This window comes from Streptomyces sp. NPDC017095 (assembly GCF_044332325.1).
Classification (GTDB): Bacteria; Actinomycetota; Actinomycetes; order Streptomycetales; family Streptomycetaceae; genus Streptomyces.
The window spans coordinates 62,747-76,453 of sequence record NZ_JBIROU010000003.1; the positions used below are offsets into that span (position 1 = coordinate 62,747).

General features: G+C 72.4%; 14 protein-coding genes. 5 read left to right on the top strand and 9 right to left on the bottom strand.

Annotated elements, in window-relative coordinates; all coding sequences use genetic code 11:
* Window positions 1–47: 47 nt before the first annotated feature.
* Window positions 48–1,580, bottom strand: a complete 1,533-nt coding sequence (gene dacB, locus ACH4OA_RS06435; protein WP_397967905.1) for a D-alanyl-D-alanine carboxypeptidase/D-alanyl-D-alanine-endopeptidase — start codon at window positions 1,578–1,580, stop codon at window positions 48–50.
* Between the two features lie 124 nt (window positions 1,581–1,704).
* Here dacB and ACH4OA_RS06440 point away from each other — a divergent pair, with 124 nt between their 5' ends.
* Together ACH4OA_RS06440 and ACH4OA_RS06445 are read left to right on the top strand one after the other, a co-directional pair.
* Window positions 1,705–2,196 (top strand): inorganic diphosphatase, encoded by a 492-nt coding sequence (locus tag ACH4OA_RS06440; protein WP_030734045.1) that lies wholly within the window; start codon window positions 1,705–1,707, stop codon window positions 2,194–2,196.
* Between the two features lie 133 nt (window positions 2,197–2,329).
* Window positions 2,330–3,988: a threonine/serine exporter ThrE family protein gene (locus ACH4OA_RS06445; protein WP_397943504.1), complete on the top strand. Its 1,659-nt coding sequence runs from the start codon at window positions 2,330–2,332 to the stop codon at window positions 3,986–3,988.
* 3 nt (window positions 3,989–3,991) lie between these two features.
* On the opposite strand, the gene ACH4OA_RS06450 is transcribed toward ACH4OA_RS06445, so the two are convergent.
* The 6 genes from ACH4OA_RS06450 to ACH4OA_RS06475 form a co-directional block, all read right to left on the bottom strand.
* Complete coding sequence (locus ACH4OA_RS06450) at window positions 3,992–4,987, bottom strand: VTT domain-containing protein (RefSeq protein ID WP_397967908.1); 996 nt, start codon at window positions 4,985–4,987, stop codon at window positions 3,992–3,994.
* A 200-nt stretch (window positions 4,988–5,187) separates the two neighbouring features.
* The gene (locus tag ACH4OA_RS06455; RefSeq protein WP_397943505.1) at window positions 5,188–5,952 is read right to left on the bottom strand and encodes a MerR family transcriptional regulator; all 765 of its coding nucleotides are present in this window, start codon (window positions 5,950–5,952) and stop codon (window positions 5,188–5,190) included.
* A 76-nt stretch (window positions 5,953–6,028) separates the two neighbouring features.
* On the bottom strand, window positions 6,029–6,670 hold the full coding sequence (locus tag ACH4OA_RS06460) for a PadR family transcriptional regulator (protein WP_365873616.1): 642 nt from the start codon (window positions 6,668–6,670) through the stop codon (window positions 6,029–6,031).
* Window positions 6,671–6,696: 26 nt separating this feature from the next.
* Window positions 6,697–7,245, bottom strand: coding sequence for a DinB family protein (locus tag ACH4OA_RS06465; protein ID WP_365873618.1), 549 nt, complete (start codon window positions 7,243–7,245; stop codon window positions 6,697–6,699).
* Window positions 7,246–7,362: 117 nt separating this feature from the next.
* A complete protein-coding gene (locus ACH4OA_RS06470) occupies window positions 7,363–8,823 on the bottom strand; it encodes an aldehyde dehydrogenase family protein (protein ID WP_397967911.1) in 1,461 nt (486 codons plus the stop codon).
* 87 nt (window positions 8,824–8,910) lie between these two features.
* Entirely contained in the window at window positions 8,911–9,735 is an 825-nt protein-coding gene (locus ACH4OA_RS06475; protein WP_365873634.1) for a helix-turn-helix transcriptional regulator, read from the bottom strand.
* Window positions 9,736–10,099: 364 nt separating this feature from the next.
* On the opposite strand from ACH4OA_RS06475, the gene ACH4OA_RS06480 reads away from it, so the two are divergent.
* On the top strand, window positions 10,100–10,576 hold the full coding sequence (locus ACH4OA_RS06480; protein WP_397943511.1) for an ATP-binding protein: 477 nt from the start codon (window positions 10,100–10,102) through the stop codon (window positions 10,574–10,576).
* A gap of 159 nt (window positions 10,577–10,735) precedes the next feature.
* Here ACH4OA_RS06480 and ACH4OA_RS06485 read toward each other — a convergent pair whose 3' ends face one another.
* Window positions 10,736–11,005 carry a DUF397 domain-containing protein gene (locus tag ACH4OA_RS06485; protein WP_397943512.1) on the bottom strand — a complete coding sequence of 90 codons (270 nt, stop codon included), beginning with the start codon at window positions 11,003–11,005 and terminating at the stop codon, window positions 10,736–10,738.
* Between the two features lie 414 nt (window positions 11,006–11,419).
* On the opposite strand from ACH4OA_RS06485, the gene ACH4OA_RS06490 reads away from it, so the two are divergent.
* Together ACH4OA_RS06490 and ACH4OA_RS06495 are read left to right on the top strand one after the other, a co-directional pair.
* Entirely contained in the window at window positions 11,420–11,908 is a 489-nt protein-coding gene (locus ACH4OA_RS06490; protein ID WP_397943515.1) for a hypothetical protein, read from the top strand.
* 95 nt (window positions 11,909–12,003) lie between these two features.
* The gene (locus ACH4OA_RS06495; RefSeq protein WP_397947817.1) at window positions 12,004–12,519 is read left to right on the top strand and encodes a DUF4232 domain-containing protein; all 516 of its coding nucleotides are present in this window, start codon (window positions 12,004–12,006) and stop codon (window positions 12,517–12,519) included.
* Window positions 12,520–12,527: 8 nt separating this feature from the next.
* Here ACH4OA_RS06495 and ACH4OA_RS06500 read toward each other — a convergent pair whose 3' ends face one another.
* A complete protein-coding gene (locus tag ACH4OA_RS06500) occupies window positions 12,528–13,631 on the bottom strand; it encodes a DUF2786 domain-containing protein (protein WP_397943519.1) in 1,104 nt (367 codons plus the stop codon).
* Between the last annotated feature and the right edge of the window lie 76 nt (window positions 13,632–13,707).

Sequence of the window (13,707 nt, forward strand, 5' to 3'; positions counted from 1 at the left end):
TTCGGGCAGCCGTGCGCCGGCCCGCGCGGGACCGGGCGGCCCGGCCGTCAGCCCGCCAGCGCCGTCGCGGCCCGGTCCAGCGCCGCCTGGGCCGCCAGGGCGTCGGAGGTATCCGAGGCCAGGAAGGCGAAGGCCAGGAGGTGTCCGGCCTGGTCCACGACCGTGCCGGCCAGGGTGTTCACACCGGTGAGGGTGCCGGTCTTGGCGCGTACGGCGCCGGCCGCGCCGTCGGTGTAGCGGCCGCTCAGGGTGCCGGTGAAGCCGGCCACGGGCAGGCCGGTGAGGACCGGGCGCAGGCCGGGCCGGTCCGGGTCGGCCGCCTTGGCCAGCAGGCCGGTCAGGAGGCCGGCCGTGAGCCGGTCGGCGCGGTCCAGGCCGCTGCCGTCGTGGAAGGCGGCGCCCGCCATGGGCAGGCCCAGCCCGCGCAACTGGGTGGCGATGGCCTGGGCGCCGCCGGCGAACCCGGCCGGCCGCCCGCTCGCCAGCGCGGTGTGCCGGGCCAGGGCCTCGGCGATGTCGTTGTCGCTGTTGGTCAGCATCCGCTCGACCAGCGCGGACAGCGGCGGCGAGGAGACGGTGGCGAGGGTCTGCGCGCGGGTGCCCGCCTTGGACGGGCCGGGCGGTGTGGCGGTGATGCCGGCGCTCTTCAGGAAGCGCGCGAACTTGGCCGCCGCGTCCGCCGCCGGGTCGCTCACGCGGGGCGCCGGACCGCGGGCGGAGCCGTCGGCGCGCCCCTCGTCGGCGGTGAGGGCGCTGACCGGGGCGAGGTTGTCGTTGACGCCGATGGGGTGCAGGGCGGGGCCGGTGAAGAGGGTGGTGTCGTAGGACAGGGTGACCTTGCGGATGCCGCGCTCGCGCAGGGCCCGGGCGGTGTCCGCCGCCAGGTCACGCAGGCCGGCCCAGCCGCCGGTCCGGGCGTGCGCGGTGAGCGTGGGGTCGCCGCCGCCGACCAGGACCAGTTCCCGGGTGTCGGGGTCGAGGGCGGTGCGGGTGGTGAGGCGGTGGTCGGGGCCGAGGGCGGACAGGGCCGCGACGGCGGTGGCGATCTTGGTGGTGGAGGCGGGCGTGAGGGCCTGGCCGGCGTCGGCGTCGTACAGCCGTTCGCCGGTCGTGACGTCGACGACGGCCGCCGCGTGGCGGTCGCCGAGCGCGGGATCGTCCAGCAGCGGCCCGAGGACGTCCGGGAGCGCCGGGGCCTCCTGGGCGGTCTTGCCGGTGCCCACGGCGTCCGCGGCGGCGCCGAGGGCCGTCAGGACGGGTCCGGCGCTCGGCGCGGGCCGGGGCGCGCCGCCGGCCGTGGCACCGTGATCTGCGCCACCTGCCCGCTCCGGGGCGGCGGCCCGGAGCCGCTCGGCCGTACGCTGACCGTTGGCGTCCCAGGGTCCGGCCGCGGTCACCACACCGGCGGCCAGCACCAGGCCGGCGGTGGCGGCGCCCGCGGTGTACTGCCAGGTCCTGACGGTCCGCGGACGGGGGAGACGGGGGAGGTGCACGGAGCCGGAGCGCACGGCCGGCGGCAGCCGCGCGGCCCTGACGGCGCGCGCCAGACGCGGTCGTACGGCGTCCGCGAGCCGCGCCACCCGCGGTCCCGCGGCTCGCCAAGGTCTCGGCTCTGGCACGACCACCAGCCCCTTTCGCGATCACACACCTGCGTGAGGGACACTTAACCACCAGAACTATGTGCTGATCATGGAGGAGCCACCGGTGGAGTTCGACGTCACGATCGAGATCCCGAAGGGTTCGCGGAACAAGTACGAGGTGGACCACGAGACCGGCCGGATCCGCCTGGACCGTCGCCTCTTCACCTCGACCGCCTACCCGACCGACTACGGCTTCGTCGAGAACACCCTCGGCGAGGACGGTGACCCGCTGGACGCGCTGGTCATCCTGGACGAGCCGACGTTCCCGGGCTGCCTCATCCGCTGCCGCGCGATCGGCATGTTCCGGATGACGGACGAGGCGGGCGGCGACGACAAGCTGCTGTGCGTGCCGGCCACCGACCCGCGCGTGGAGCACCTGCGCGACATCCACCACGTGTCGGAGTTCGACCGCCTGGAGATCCAGCACTTCTTCGAGGTGTACAAGGACCTGGAGCCCGGCAAGTCCGTCGAGGGCGCCAACTGGGTGGGCCGCACGGACGCCGAGACGGAGATCGAGCGGTCGTACAAGCGCTTCAAGGAGCAGGGCGGTCACTGACCCCCGCCCCACCGGAACGGGCCGCACGCGCATGCGTGCGGCCCGTTCCGCATGCGGGCACGAATACGGCCCGACCGGGTACGTGTGCGCATACTGAGGCTTACGGAAGGTGTCGTTCAGGGAGCGGTGCGAGGTGACGGAGGCGGAGGACCGCAAGCCCGGGTCCGACGAGGCGCGGTACGACCCGGAGATCACGTCCGAGTTCGCCGTTCCCAAGGGTCTCGGTGTCCCCAGGGGCGGTGAGTCGGAGACGACCTCCGAGTTCGCGGTGCCGCAGGGGCTCCAGACGCCGCAGCCGCCGAGCGCGGAGCCGGAGGGTTCGGCGTTCAGCCCGCCGCGCACCTACAGCGCGAAGGACGCGCCGAGCGCGTTCACGCCCCCCGCCGGGGTGCCACTGGTCAGCCTGATCAAGGACGCGCCCTGGCAGGACCGGATGCGCACGATGCTGCGGATGCCGGTGACCGAGCGGCCGGCGCCCGAACCGGTGCAGCGCGAGGAGGAGGACGGCCCGGCCGTCCCGCGCGTGCTGGACCTCACCCTGCGCATCGGGGAGCTGCTGCTGGCCGGCGGCGAGGGCGCTGAGGACGTGGAGGCCGCGATGTTCGCGGTGTGCCGGTCCTACGGCCTGGACCGGTGCGAGCCGACCGTCACTTTCACCCTGCTGTCGATCTCCCACCAGCCGTCCCTGGTCGAGGACCCGGTGACCGCGTCGCGGACGGTACGGCGGCGGGGCACCGACTACACACGGCTGGCGGCCGTCTTCCGCCTGGTGGACGACCTCACCGACCCGGAGACCCATGTCTCCCTGGAGGAGGCGTACCGGCGGCTGGCGGAGATACGCCGCAACCGGCACCCGTACCCCGGCTGGGCGCTCACCCTGGCCGGCGGGCTGCTGGCCGGCGCGGCGTCCGTGCTGGTCGGCGGCGAGGCGGACCCGATCGTGTTCCTCGCGGCGGCCGTCGGCGCGATGCTCGGCGACCGGCTGGCGTGGCTGTGCGCGGGGCGCGGGCTGCCGGAGTTCTACCAGTTCACGGTGGCCGCGATGCCGGCCGCCGCGATCGGTGTGGCGCTGACCCTGGCCCACGTGGACGTGAAGGGCTCCGCGGTGATCACCGGTGGGCTGTTCGCGCTGCTGCCCGGGCGGGCGCTGGTGGCGGGGGTGCAGGACGGCCTGACGGGCTTCTACATCACCGCCTCCGCGCGGCTGCTGGAGGTCATGTACTTCTTCGTCGGCATCGTCGCCGGGGTGCTGACCGTCCTGTACTTCGGCGTGAAGTTCGGCGGCAAACTCAACCCGGACGCGGCGCTGAGCACCTCCGAGTCGCCCCTGCTGCAGATCGCGGCCTCGATGCTGCTGTCGCTGACCTTCGCGGTGCTGCTCCAGCAGGAACGGTCCACCGTGCTCTGGGTGACCCTCAACGGAGGCGTCGCCTGGTCGGTGTACGGCGCGATGCGCTACGCCGGCGACATCTCGCCGGTGGCCTCCACGGCGGTCGCGGCGGGCCTGGTCGGACTGTTCGGGCAGTTGCTGTCCCGGTACCGGTTCGCCTCCGCGCTGCCTTACACGACGGCGGCGATCGGGCCGCTGCTGCCCGGTTCGTCGACCTACTTCGGGCTGCTGTCCATGGCGCAGAACGACGTGAACAAGGGCCTGGTGTCGCTGGCCAAGGCCGCGTCGCTGGCCATGGCCATCGCCATCGGGGTCAATCTGGGCTCGGAGATCTCCCGGCTGTTCCTGCGGGTCGGCTCCGCCGGCAAGCGCCGGGCGGCGAAGCGGACGCGAGGCTTCTGACCGCTACCGGGGGCGGTGGTCGTACGGGTAGCCGTTCTCGTCGTACTGCTGCTGCGGGTACTGCCGCGGGTCGTGGTGCTGCTGGTCCCAGTCCTGCTGCTGGGGCTGGGGGTGCTGCTGGGGCTGCTGGTACGGCTGCTGCTGGCCGTACTGCGGGTACTGCTGCGGTGCGCCGTACTGCCCGTCGTACTGCTGCGGTGCGCCGTACTGCTGCTCGTACGGCTGCTCATAGGGCTGCTCGAACTGCTGCTCGTACGGCTGCTCCGGGTCGATGCGGCGGAGCTGGGTCGTGGAGGTGTCCATCACCGGCGGCTGCCGGTACAGCGGGGCCTCGGGCTGCCGCGGGGCCTCGGGCTGCCGCGGGGCGGACCGGGCGGCCTTCTTCGCCTTGCCGCGGGCCCGCAGGAACTCGATCGCGATCGGGACCACCGAGACCAGGACGATCAGGATGAGGATCGCCTCGATGTTGGTCTTGACGAAGCCGATGTTGCCGAGCCAGGACCCGAGCAGGGTGACACCGGCACCCCACAGGACGCCGCCGATGACGTTGAAGGTCAGGAACGAGCGGTACCGCATCCCGCTGACGCCCGCGATGATCGGCGTGAACGTGCGCACGATGGGCACGAAGCGGGCCAGGACCAGGGACTTCGGGCCGTACTTCTCGAAGAACTCGTGCGCCTTGGTGACGTTCTCCTGTTTGAACAGACGCGAGTCCGGGCGGTTGAACAGGGACGGGCCGACCTTCTTGCCGAACATGAAGCCCGCCTGGTCGCCCAGGACGGCCGCGAGGCAGATCAGGGCGATCGCGGCCCACAGCGGGAAGTCCAGCTGGCCGGAGGTGATCAGCAGGCCGCAGGTGAACAGCAGCGAGTCACCCGGCAGGAAGAAGCCGATGAGCAGCCCGGACTCGGCGAAGACGACGAGCAGCAGACCCCAGATGCCGTAGGTGCCGAGCAGATAGTCGGGATCGAGCCAGCTCGGGCCTAGGGCGAGTGTCATCACGGGTCCGGGCTCCTGAGGGGTGAGGCGGCTGCGGCGTCCATGTGCGGCCGCACAAAGCTATCAACGTGAGGCGACCGTTCCGGGTTCCACCGGTGGCTCCAGGATGCACTGCCCGGCGCCCGGGAGAAAGCCGTGGCCCGGGCGTCCGGTGTGGTTCCGGTCCGGGAGCGGACCCCGTGCGCTCCCGGACCGGGAGGTCAGGCCGGGGTGTGGCGGTCGGCGTTGGCGAGGATCGCGTCGCGCAGGTGCTCGGCGAGACCGGGGTGCAGCGCGTCGTAGAACTCCTTGAAGCGCGCGTCGGAGACGTACATCTGCCCGAAGCACCGGTGCGTGTCGTACGGGACCTCGAAGTAGTGCCGGCTGATGTGCCGCCGGTGCTCCTCGGCCAGGTCCATGGCCGCCTCGCCGGCCGCGGGCTCGCCGGCGGCGACCAGGGCGGCGTACCGCTCGCCCCATGCGCCGGCCTCGGCCTGGATGCGCTGCCAGTCCTCCTTGGTGTAGCCGGCGGTGCGGCGCCGCGACTCGGCGTACGCCTCCGTGCCGCCCCAGCGCCGCTCGGTCTCCTCGGCGTACTGCTCGGGGTCGTTGTCCCCGAAGACCTCGAACCGCTCCTGCGGCGTCAGGTCGATGCCCATCTTGTGTGCCTCCATGGCGTGCTCCACGGCCGCGGCCATCTTCTGGAGCCTCTCGATCCGGGCGGCCAGCAGGTCGTGCTGGCGGCGCAGGTGCGCGCGGGGGTCCGCGTCCGGGTCGTCGAGCAGGACCGCGACCTCGTCGAGCGGGAAGCCGAGCTCCCGGTAGAACAGGATGCGCTGGAGCCGGTCGAGGTCGGCGTCGGTATAGCGCCGGTGGCCGGCGCGGGTGCGCTCGCCGGGCGCGAGCAGGCCGATCTCGTCGTAGTGGTGCAGGGTGCGCACCGTGATGCCGGCGAACCCCGCGACCTGTCCCACGGAGTAGCTCACTGTTCTCCGCTCCTTCGGTCGGTACGCGTCCACGCTGCCGCCTCACGTCACGTGAGGTGCAAGTCCGCGCCCCTGCTCAGCGGTCGTCCTCCGGGTGCCGCTCCCCCGTCGCGTACGGGTTCTCCTGGCCCTCGGCGAGGACGCCGACGAACGGCTCGCCCTCGCCCGCGAAGGTGTACGCGCCCGCCTCCAGCCGGTCGATCAGGCCCTGGGTCCAGGCCGCGTCGGAGTCGGCCGTGTGGAGCCACATGCGCATGATCTCGCCGATGTGGCCGAGCTGTTCCGGGCCGCCGTCCGGGAGGTAGTTCCCGGTGACGGAGTCCCGCCACCGCCCGATCCGGCGGATCCGTTCGCGCAGCAGCTCCAGGGCCTCCGCGCGCGGCAGCTCCACCAGGAAGCCGACGGCCGCCGACTGGAGGTCCGTCTTCTGGTCGTAGGAGACCAGGGACTCGCGCAGCAGCCGCAGGAACTCGTCCTCGCCGCGGCCGGTCAGCTCGTACTCGGTGCGCGGCGGGCCGCCGGCCGTGGAGGGCGCGGTCTCGTGCGCGTGCAGCAGTCCCTGCCGGGCCATCTGCTTCAGCGCGTGGTAGATCGAGCCGGGCTTGGCGTTGGACCACTCGTGCGCGCCCCAGTACTCCAGGTCGTTGCGCACCTGGTAGCCGTGGGCCCGCCCGTGCTGGCGGACCGCGCCGAGCACGAGGAGACGGATCGCTGACATGGGGTCCAGATTAGGACCCGCCTCGCTCAGCCCCCGGAACCCTCCCGCTCCAGGGCCACCAGCTCGAACGCCGTCCGGCCGTCCAGCGACTCGCGGATGATGTCGGCGTGGCCGGCGTGCCGGGCCGTCTCCCGGATCAGGTGCAGGCACAGCCAGCGCAGCGACACGCGGCCCTCCGGCGGGAACCAGGGGTCCGGCGGCAGCGGGAAGGTGTCGTCCAGGCTGGGCGCGGCGCGCACCAGCCGCTCGGTCCCGGCCGCCACCCGCTCCCAGTAGGCCAGTTGCCCGGCGACCGTCTCCTCGCCGACGAGCTGGAACGTCTCGTGCCAGTTCGACGCGTCGCGCCGCACCGCCGGCGGCTCCTGCCGGGCCCGGGCGGCCCAGCTCTGCTCCACCTCGACGACGTGCTTGAGCAGACCGCCCAGGGACAGCTCGCTGGCGCTGGGACGGGTACGGGCCTGCTCCTCGGTCAGTCCGAGCAGCGCCCGGCGGATGCCGCCGCGCTGCTCCTCGATGAACGCGAGCAGCGCCCCGCGCTCGTCGCCCTGCTCCTCCGCCGGCACGTGTGTGACCATGGCCTGCCGCCTTCCGTCTGGCCGTCCGCCGGGGCGGTCGTCCCCGGCACGAACGACGCTACGGGCCATGGAGGACAGGTTCTGTCCTCCATGGCCCGGTGCACGCGAAGACGCGGATCAGAACGGGAACCGGCTGCGGCCGTACTGGACCGAGATCCACTTGACCGTGGTGAACGCCTCCAGCGTGGTCTCGCCGTTGAGCCGGCCGAGACCGGAGTGCTTCTCCCCGCCGAACGGCACGATCGGCTCGTCGTGGACGGTGCCGTCGTTCACGTGGAACATGCCGGTGTCGACGCGCTTGGCGAAGGCCACACCGCGCTCGGTGTTCCCGGTGTGGACGGCGCCGCTGAGGCCGTAGGGCGTGTCGTTGACGATCCGGACCGCCTCCTCCTCGCCGTCGAACGGGATGAGGAAGACGACCGGGCCGAACACCTCCTGCTGGAGCAGCGGGGATCCGGCCGGGACGCCGGTCAGCACGCTCGGCTCGACCAGGTTGTTGGTCGTGGTGCCGCGCACCAGGGCGGTGGCGCCCTCGGCGAGCGCCTGCTCGACCGTGCCGGAGACCGCGGCCGCCTGCGCGGAGTTGATCACCGGGCCGATGACGGTCTCCGGGTCGCGCGGGTCGCCGGCCTTGAGGGTCCTGACCTTGGCGACGAACTTCTCGGTGAACTCCTCCAGCACGGAGCGGTCCACGAGGACGCGGTTGGCGGCCATGCAGACCTGGCCCTGGTGCACGAACCGGCTGAAGACGGCCGCGTCCACCGCGTAGTCGATGTCGGCGTCGTCCAGCACCACCAGCGCGCTGTTGCCGCCCAGTTCGAGTACCGCGCGCTTGAAGTGCCGGGCGCACACGGTGGCGACGTGCCGGCCGACCTTGTCCGAACCGGTGAAGGAGATCACCTTCGGGACGGGGTGCTCGAGGAACGCGTCGCCGATCTCGGCGATGTCGGTGACGAGGACGTTCAGCAGGCCGGCGGGCAGCCCGGCGTCCTCGAAGATCTTCGCGATCAGGGTGCCGCCGGCGATCGGGGTGTTCTGGTGCGGCTTGAGCACCACGGCGTTGCCGAGCGCGAGGGCCGGGGCGACCGACTTCAGCGACAGCAGGAAGGGGAAGTTGAAGGGGCTGATCACGCCGACGACACCGACCGGCATCCGGTAGACGCGGTTCTCCTTGCCGTCGGCGGGCGACGGCAGGATCCTGCCCTCGGGGCGCAGCGCGAGGTGGACCGACTCGCGCAGGAACTCCTTGGCGAGGTGCAGCTCGAAGCCGGCCTTCACCCGGGTGCCGCCCAGCTCCGCGACGATCAGCTCGGCTATCTCCTGCTCGCGGTCCTCTATCAGGCGCAGCGCCCGCTCGAAGACACCGCGCCGGGTGTACGGGCTGGTCTCGGCCCACTCCTTCTGGGCGCGGGCGGCGGCCCGGTAGGCCTGGTCCACCTCGTCGACCGTGGCCACCGTGATCGAGGCCAGCTTCTCGTCGTTGTACGGATCGAAGTCGATGACGTCCCAGGAGCCCGTGCCCGGGCGCCACTCGCCGTCGATGTACTGCCGGGCCAGGTCGGTGAAGTAGGACGACATGTGATCCCTCAATCGCTAGCGGCCACAGATCCACGCCAGGTCTGATCGAGCGTCATCCTACTTGCGAGTCACCAGAGTTGGGGCGGGTCAGGACAGTTGCAGCAGACCGCGCAGGAGGTCGCGGCTCTCGTCCGGGCCGGGGCTGTCCTGCTGGAGTTCCTTCAGTGCCTGCTCGTACTGGGCGACGTCCTCGCGTTTGTCCAGGTAGAGGGCGCTGGTCAGCTGCTCCAGGTAGACCACGTCGGACAGATCGGACTCGGGGAAGCTGAGGATGGTGAAGGCGCCGCTCTCGCCGGAGTGCCCGCCGAGGCTGAACGGCATGACCTGGAGCCGTACGTTGGGCCGCTCGGAGAGGTCGATCAGGTGCTGGAGCTGGCCGCGCATCACCTCGCGGTCGCCGTAGGGCCGGCGCAGGGCGGCCTCGTCCAGGACGATGTGGAACTCCGGCGCGTTCGCCGAGAGCAGGTACTTCTGCCGCTCCAGGCGCAGGGCGACCCGGCGTTCGACGTCGGCGACGCTCGCGCCCTTCATGCCGCGCCGGACCACCGCGCGGGCGTACTCCTCGGTCTGGAGCAGGCCGTGCACGAACTGCACCTCGTAGGCGCGGATCAGCGAGGCGGCGCCCTCCAGGCCCACGTAGGTCGGGAACCAGCTGGGCAGGACGTCGGTGTAACTGTGCCACCAGCCCGCCACGTTGGCCTCACGGGCGAGGGAGAGCAGCGACTCGCGCTCCGCCTCGTCGGTGATGCCGTAGAGCGTCAGCAGGTCCTCCACGTCCCTGGTCTTGAAGCTCACCCGGCCCAGTTCCATCCGGCTGATCTTCGACTCCGAGGCGCGGATCGAGTAGCCCGCCGCCTCGCGCGTGATCCCCCTGGCCTCACGCAGCCGCCTGAGTTGCGAACCGAGCAGCATCCGCCGCACCACCGATCCGGGCTCTCCCGCGCTCACTTCGCCAGCCTCCCCAACCGTCCTCAAGGGCCGAAGTCTGCCACTAAAACACTCCGAGCAGTACTCGCATGGTTACGGAAACGGAAAGCCTCGGCCGTTTCGGGCGGCCCGGGCCGGGCACAGGTCGGGACCTCTGGCGGCGACCACGGGGGAAGAGGCCGGAAAAAATGGCCAAGAAGCGGTACGGTCAGGGCCATTTCGGTCGCGTGCACGTGCATCTGCCCTTGCATCTGACTTACGCATCCGAAACCATGGGTCCGCGCCACCGCTGCATCGCAACGACCGCGAATTCCCGGGAGTGCCTCGCATGGGGACGAATGGATCGACCATGCTCAAGCCGTTACGGCAGGGCCTTCCGCCGTTGGACCCCGCGGCCGTGTCCGATGCCGCCTCCTGCGTTCTCCCCGCCCGGTACGAGGCGGTGCGCGAGGCCCGGCGCTTCACCCGGGACACCCTCGATCCGTGGGACATCGGCGAACGCTTCGACGACGTGTGTCTGGTCGTCTCCGAACTCGTCACCAACGCCCTGCGCCACGCGGTGCCGGCGGACGCGGGCCGCACCGACACGCATCTGCCGCCCGTGCGGCTGCACCTGATGCGCTGGAGCGAGCGGCTGGTGTGCGCGGTGCGCGACCCGAGCCACGAGACGCCGGTGCCCCAGGAGTCGGACGACTTCTCCGCCGAGTCCGGCCGGGGCCTGTTCCTGGTCGACTCCTTCGCCGACAGCTGGGGCTGGCACCCGCTCGCCGGCACGCTGCAGGGCAAGGTGGTCTGGGCCCTGTTCCGGCTGCGCACGACCGGCTGATCCGGTCCGGCGCGTGGCCGGCTGATCCGCTACGGCGCGCTGCCGGCGGACGCGTGGGCTTCCCCGCTTCCCCCGATTCCTCCGCTCTCTGCGGCTGCCGGCTCTCCGCGGCCCCGTCCGACATCGTTGCCAGGGTCCGTGCCGGAGCGTGGCCGGCGGTCAGCTCGCGATCAGGTGGTCGAACTCGCCGTCCTTGATCCCGAGGAGCATCGCCTCGATCTCCGCGCGCGTGTAGACGAGCGCCGGGCCGTCCGGGAAGCGCGAGTTGCGCACGGCGACCTCACCGCCCGGCAACCGCGCGAACTCCACGCAGGACCCCTGCGAGTTGCTGTGCCTGCTCTTCTGCCAGGCCACTCCGTCCAGCTGCGTGGCAGCCATGCCGTTGTACACGTCGTACCCCCCGTACACGCCGTCAACGTCGCGGTCCACAGATCGCTCCCCGGTGGTGCACTGGCTGGTGAGGCCATAGATGCAGTGGTCAACTGACCCGGATCATAGCTCTGTTCACGTGCACACGCATGAGCAGATGCACGTGCACGAACCGTGGCCCCGCGATTACAGCTTTGACGCGCGCTTTACCCGGGTTCCTCCGGCGGGTGCCCCGGAGCAGGCAGGAGATGTCCTGGGGCCGAAACGCCCCTCCTCCACAACAGACGCGAACCGCGCCCTTCTTGTTCCCTGATTCCGCCGCCCCGGCCCGAAATACGCGCGAATCCGGCGCACCGGGGATTCCCTCCGGGAGTCCTGCCGCGCGTCCGGAAATCGTCCGGGTAACTACTGGTAACTTGCGCTGCGGGCCGTCCGGTGAGGACGGCCGGCCGCTACCGTCCGAGGAGCGTTCCGGTGACCTGTGCAACGGCGAGAGTGCGGAGCGCGGCCCTGGCCGCGGCAGTGGCGGGCGCGCTGGCGCTCACGGCGTGCGACGGCGGCACGTCCGGGCACACCTCCGACGCCTCGCCGCGGCCGGCCGCCTCCGCGACCCCGCCGACGGCCACCGTCTCCCCCGCCGTGACCGGCGCCGCCGCCCTGGAGGGCAGCTGGATCACCACCGCCGGCGGCAGGGTCCTGGCCCTGGTGATCACCGGGACGCAGGCCGGACTCTTCTCGACCGACCGGACCGTGTGCGGCGGGACGGCGGGGTCCGGGACCGGCGTGCGGACGATCCGCCTGACCTGCGCCCAGGGCGCCGGGGAGCGCACCACCGGCACGGTCGACTCGGTGAACGGCACGACGCTGACGGTGACCTGGTCGGGCAGGCCGGGCCGGGAGACGTACACCAAGGCGGAGGGCGGGAAGCTGCCGTCGGGCTTCCCGACGCGGCTGGAGCGCTGACCGTTCCGGTGGTTTGGACAGGGGTGCGCGTACGGGATGCGCGGGCAGGCGCCATGATGCAAGGGCACCGTCACCACCAGGACAGGGACCCGCTCATGCGCGCCATTCCGCTCACCGTCACCGCCCTCGCCGCCGCCCTGCTGCTGACCGCCTGCGACGACGGTGGCGGCAAGAACGGCAACAGCGCCGGCTCGGCCTGCGAGATCGGCGGCGTCTCCGTGCAGATCGGGTCGGCGAGCGTGGCCCCGGCCGCCGGGGACAGCGGCGAGATCCCGGTCAGCCTCACCAACCAGAGCGCGCCCTGCACCCTGGACCACTTCCCCGAGGTCGTGCTGGGCGGCGGCGGCAAGGAGGCCGCCGTGCCCGTGCTCAAGGGCGCGAAGGCCCAGAAGCTGAAGCTGGCCAAGGGCGACTCCGCGACCTTCTCCGTCAGCTATGTGCGCGGGGCGGACGGCGCGCGGAACACCCTGGCGGCACAGACCGTGAAGATCACCCTGCCCGGCACCCACACCAGCCGCAGCTTCCCGTGGAAGTACGGCCCGGTCGCCGGGAAGGCCGGCGGGAACCAGCCCGACGCCTCCGTGGGCGCCTTCCAGCAGGTCGGCGACTGAGGCGGGGGTCACTCCAGCCGCGGGCGGGCCCTGACCTGGGCCCGGTCCGCCGCTCGGGCGCCCTCGGTCCAGCCCGCCGCGTCGCTGACACCCCGCAGCCGGGACGTCGTGGTCTGCGGGAACATCCGCTCCAGCCGGCCGGTCACGGCTATCGCGCGCGTGGCCAGCACCGGCAGCAGATCCCGGGTCACCTGCGTCTCGGCGGCGGCCGCGAGCCGGTCGCCCACGCGGTGGGCGTAGGCCGCGAGAAACGACTGCCGGAAGGTCTTGGTCCGCTTGCGGCCACCGGCCCGCTGGGCCGCCTCCGCCTTGCTCATCGCGTGGGTGGCCTGCACCAGCAGCGAGGTGTAGAGCAGCTCGACGGCCTCCAGGTCCGCTTCGAAGCCGACGACCGTGGAGAAGCCGAACGGTTCGTTCCACACCGCCCGGCAGTGGTTCGCCGTGGCCACCGCGTCCAGCAGGACCGCCTTGGCCTGCTCGTACGGCGGCTCGACCCCGATGCGGCAGGCGCCGGGCGCGTCCGGCGCGGGCGCCTGGGCGGCGAGCAGCGCCTCGTCGACGCTGTGGCGTGCCATCAGCTCCTGCGCCTTGGCGCTGAGCGCCTCCGCCTCCTCCGGGAAGCCGGTCGCCTCGGCCTTGGCGAGCAGCGCGCGGATGCGGGTGAGCATGCGGGAGGCGGCCGGGCCGGCAGCGGGGCGGGATTCGTCCTCCAGCGGCTCCAGGGCGGGCAGGCGCAGCAGCAGGCGGTACAGCTCCAGGACGGCCGTGGCCCGGGAGAAGCGGTCGGCGGCGCGCTCGCCGGCGGGCAGCTCCGCCAGCTGGGCGGCCCAGCGGCGCCCGCGCGGACGGTCCCGCCCGGCCTGGGCCCGGATCAGCCCGGCGACCAGGCCGGCGTGGGTGTCCTCCAGCTCGCGCCGGACCAGCCGTACGACATCGGCGGGCTGCCAGCCGCGCCGCCACGCCGTCGCCACGAACTCCTCGCCGTGCCGGGCGAGTTCGGCGTCGGCGGCCGGGTCGGCGGCGAGCAGGGAGGCACCCGTGTCGAGGCCGGTGTCGGTGTCGTCGTAGAGGGCGGCCCGGAAGGCCCGCTCGACGGTGGCGGTACTGGTCACGGATCGATCGTGCCATGCGCCACCGACAACGGGACACGGCCGTCCACAGGCTGTGGACAACGGGCCGGGGTGCTGT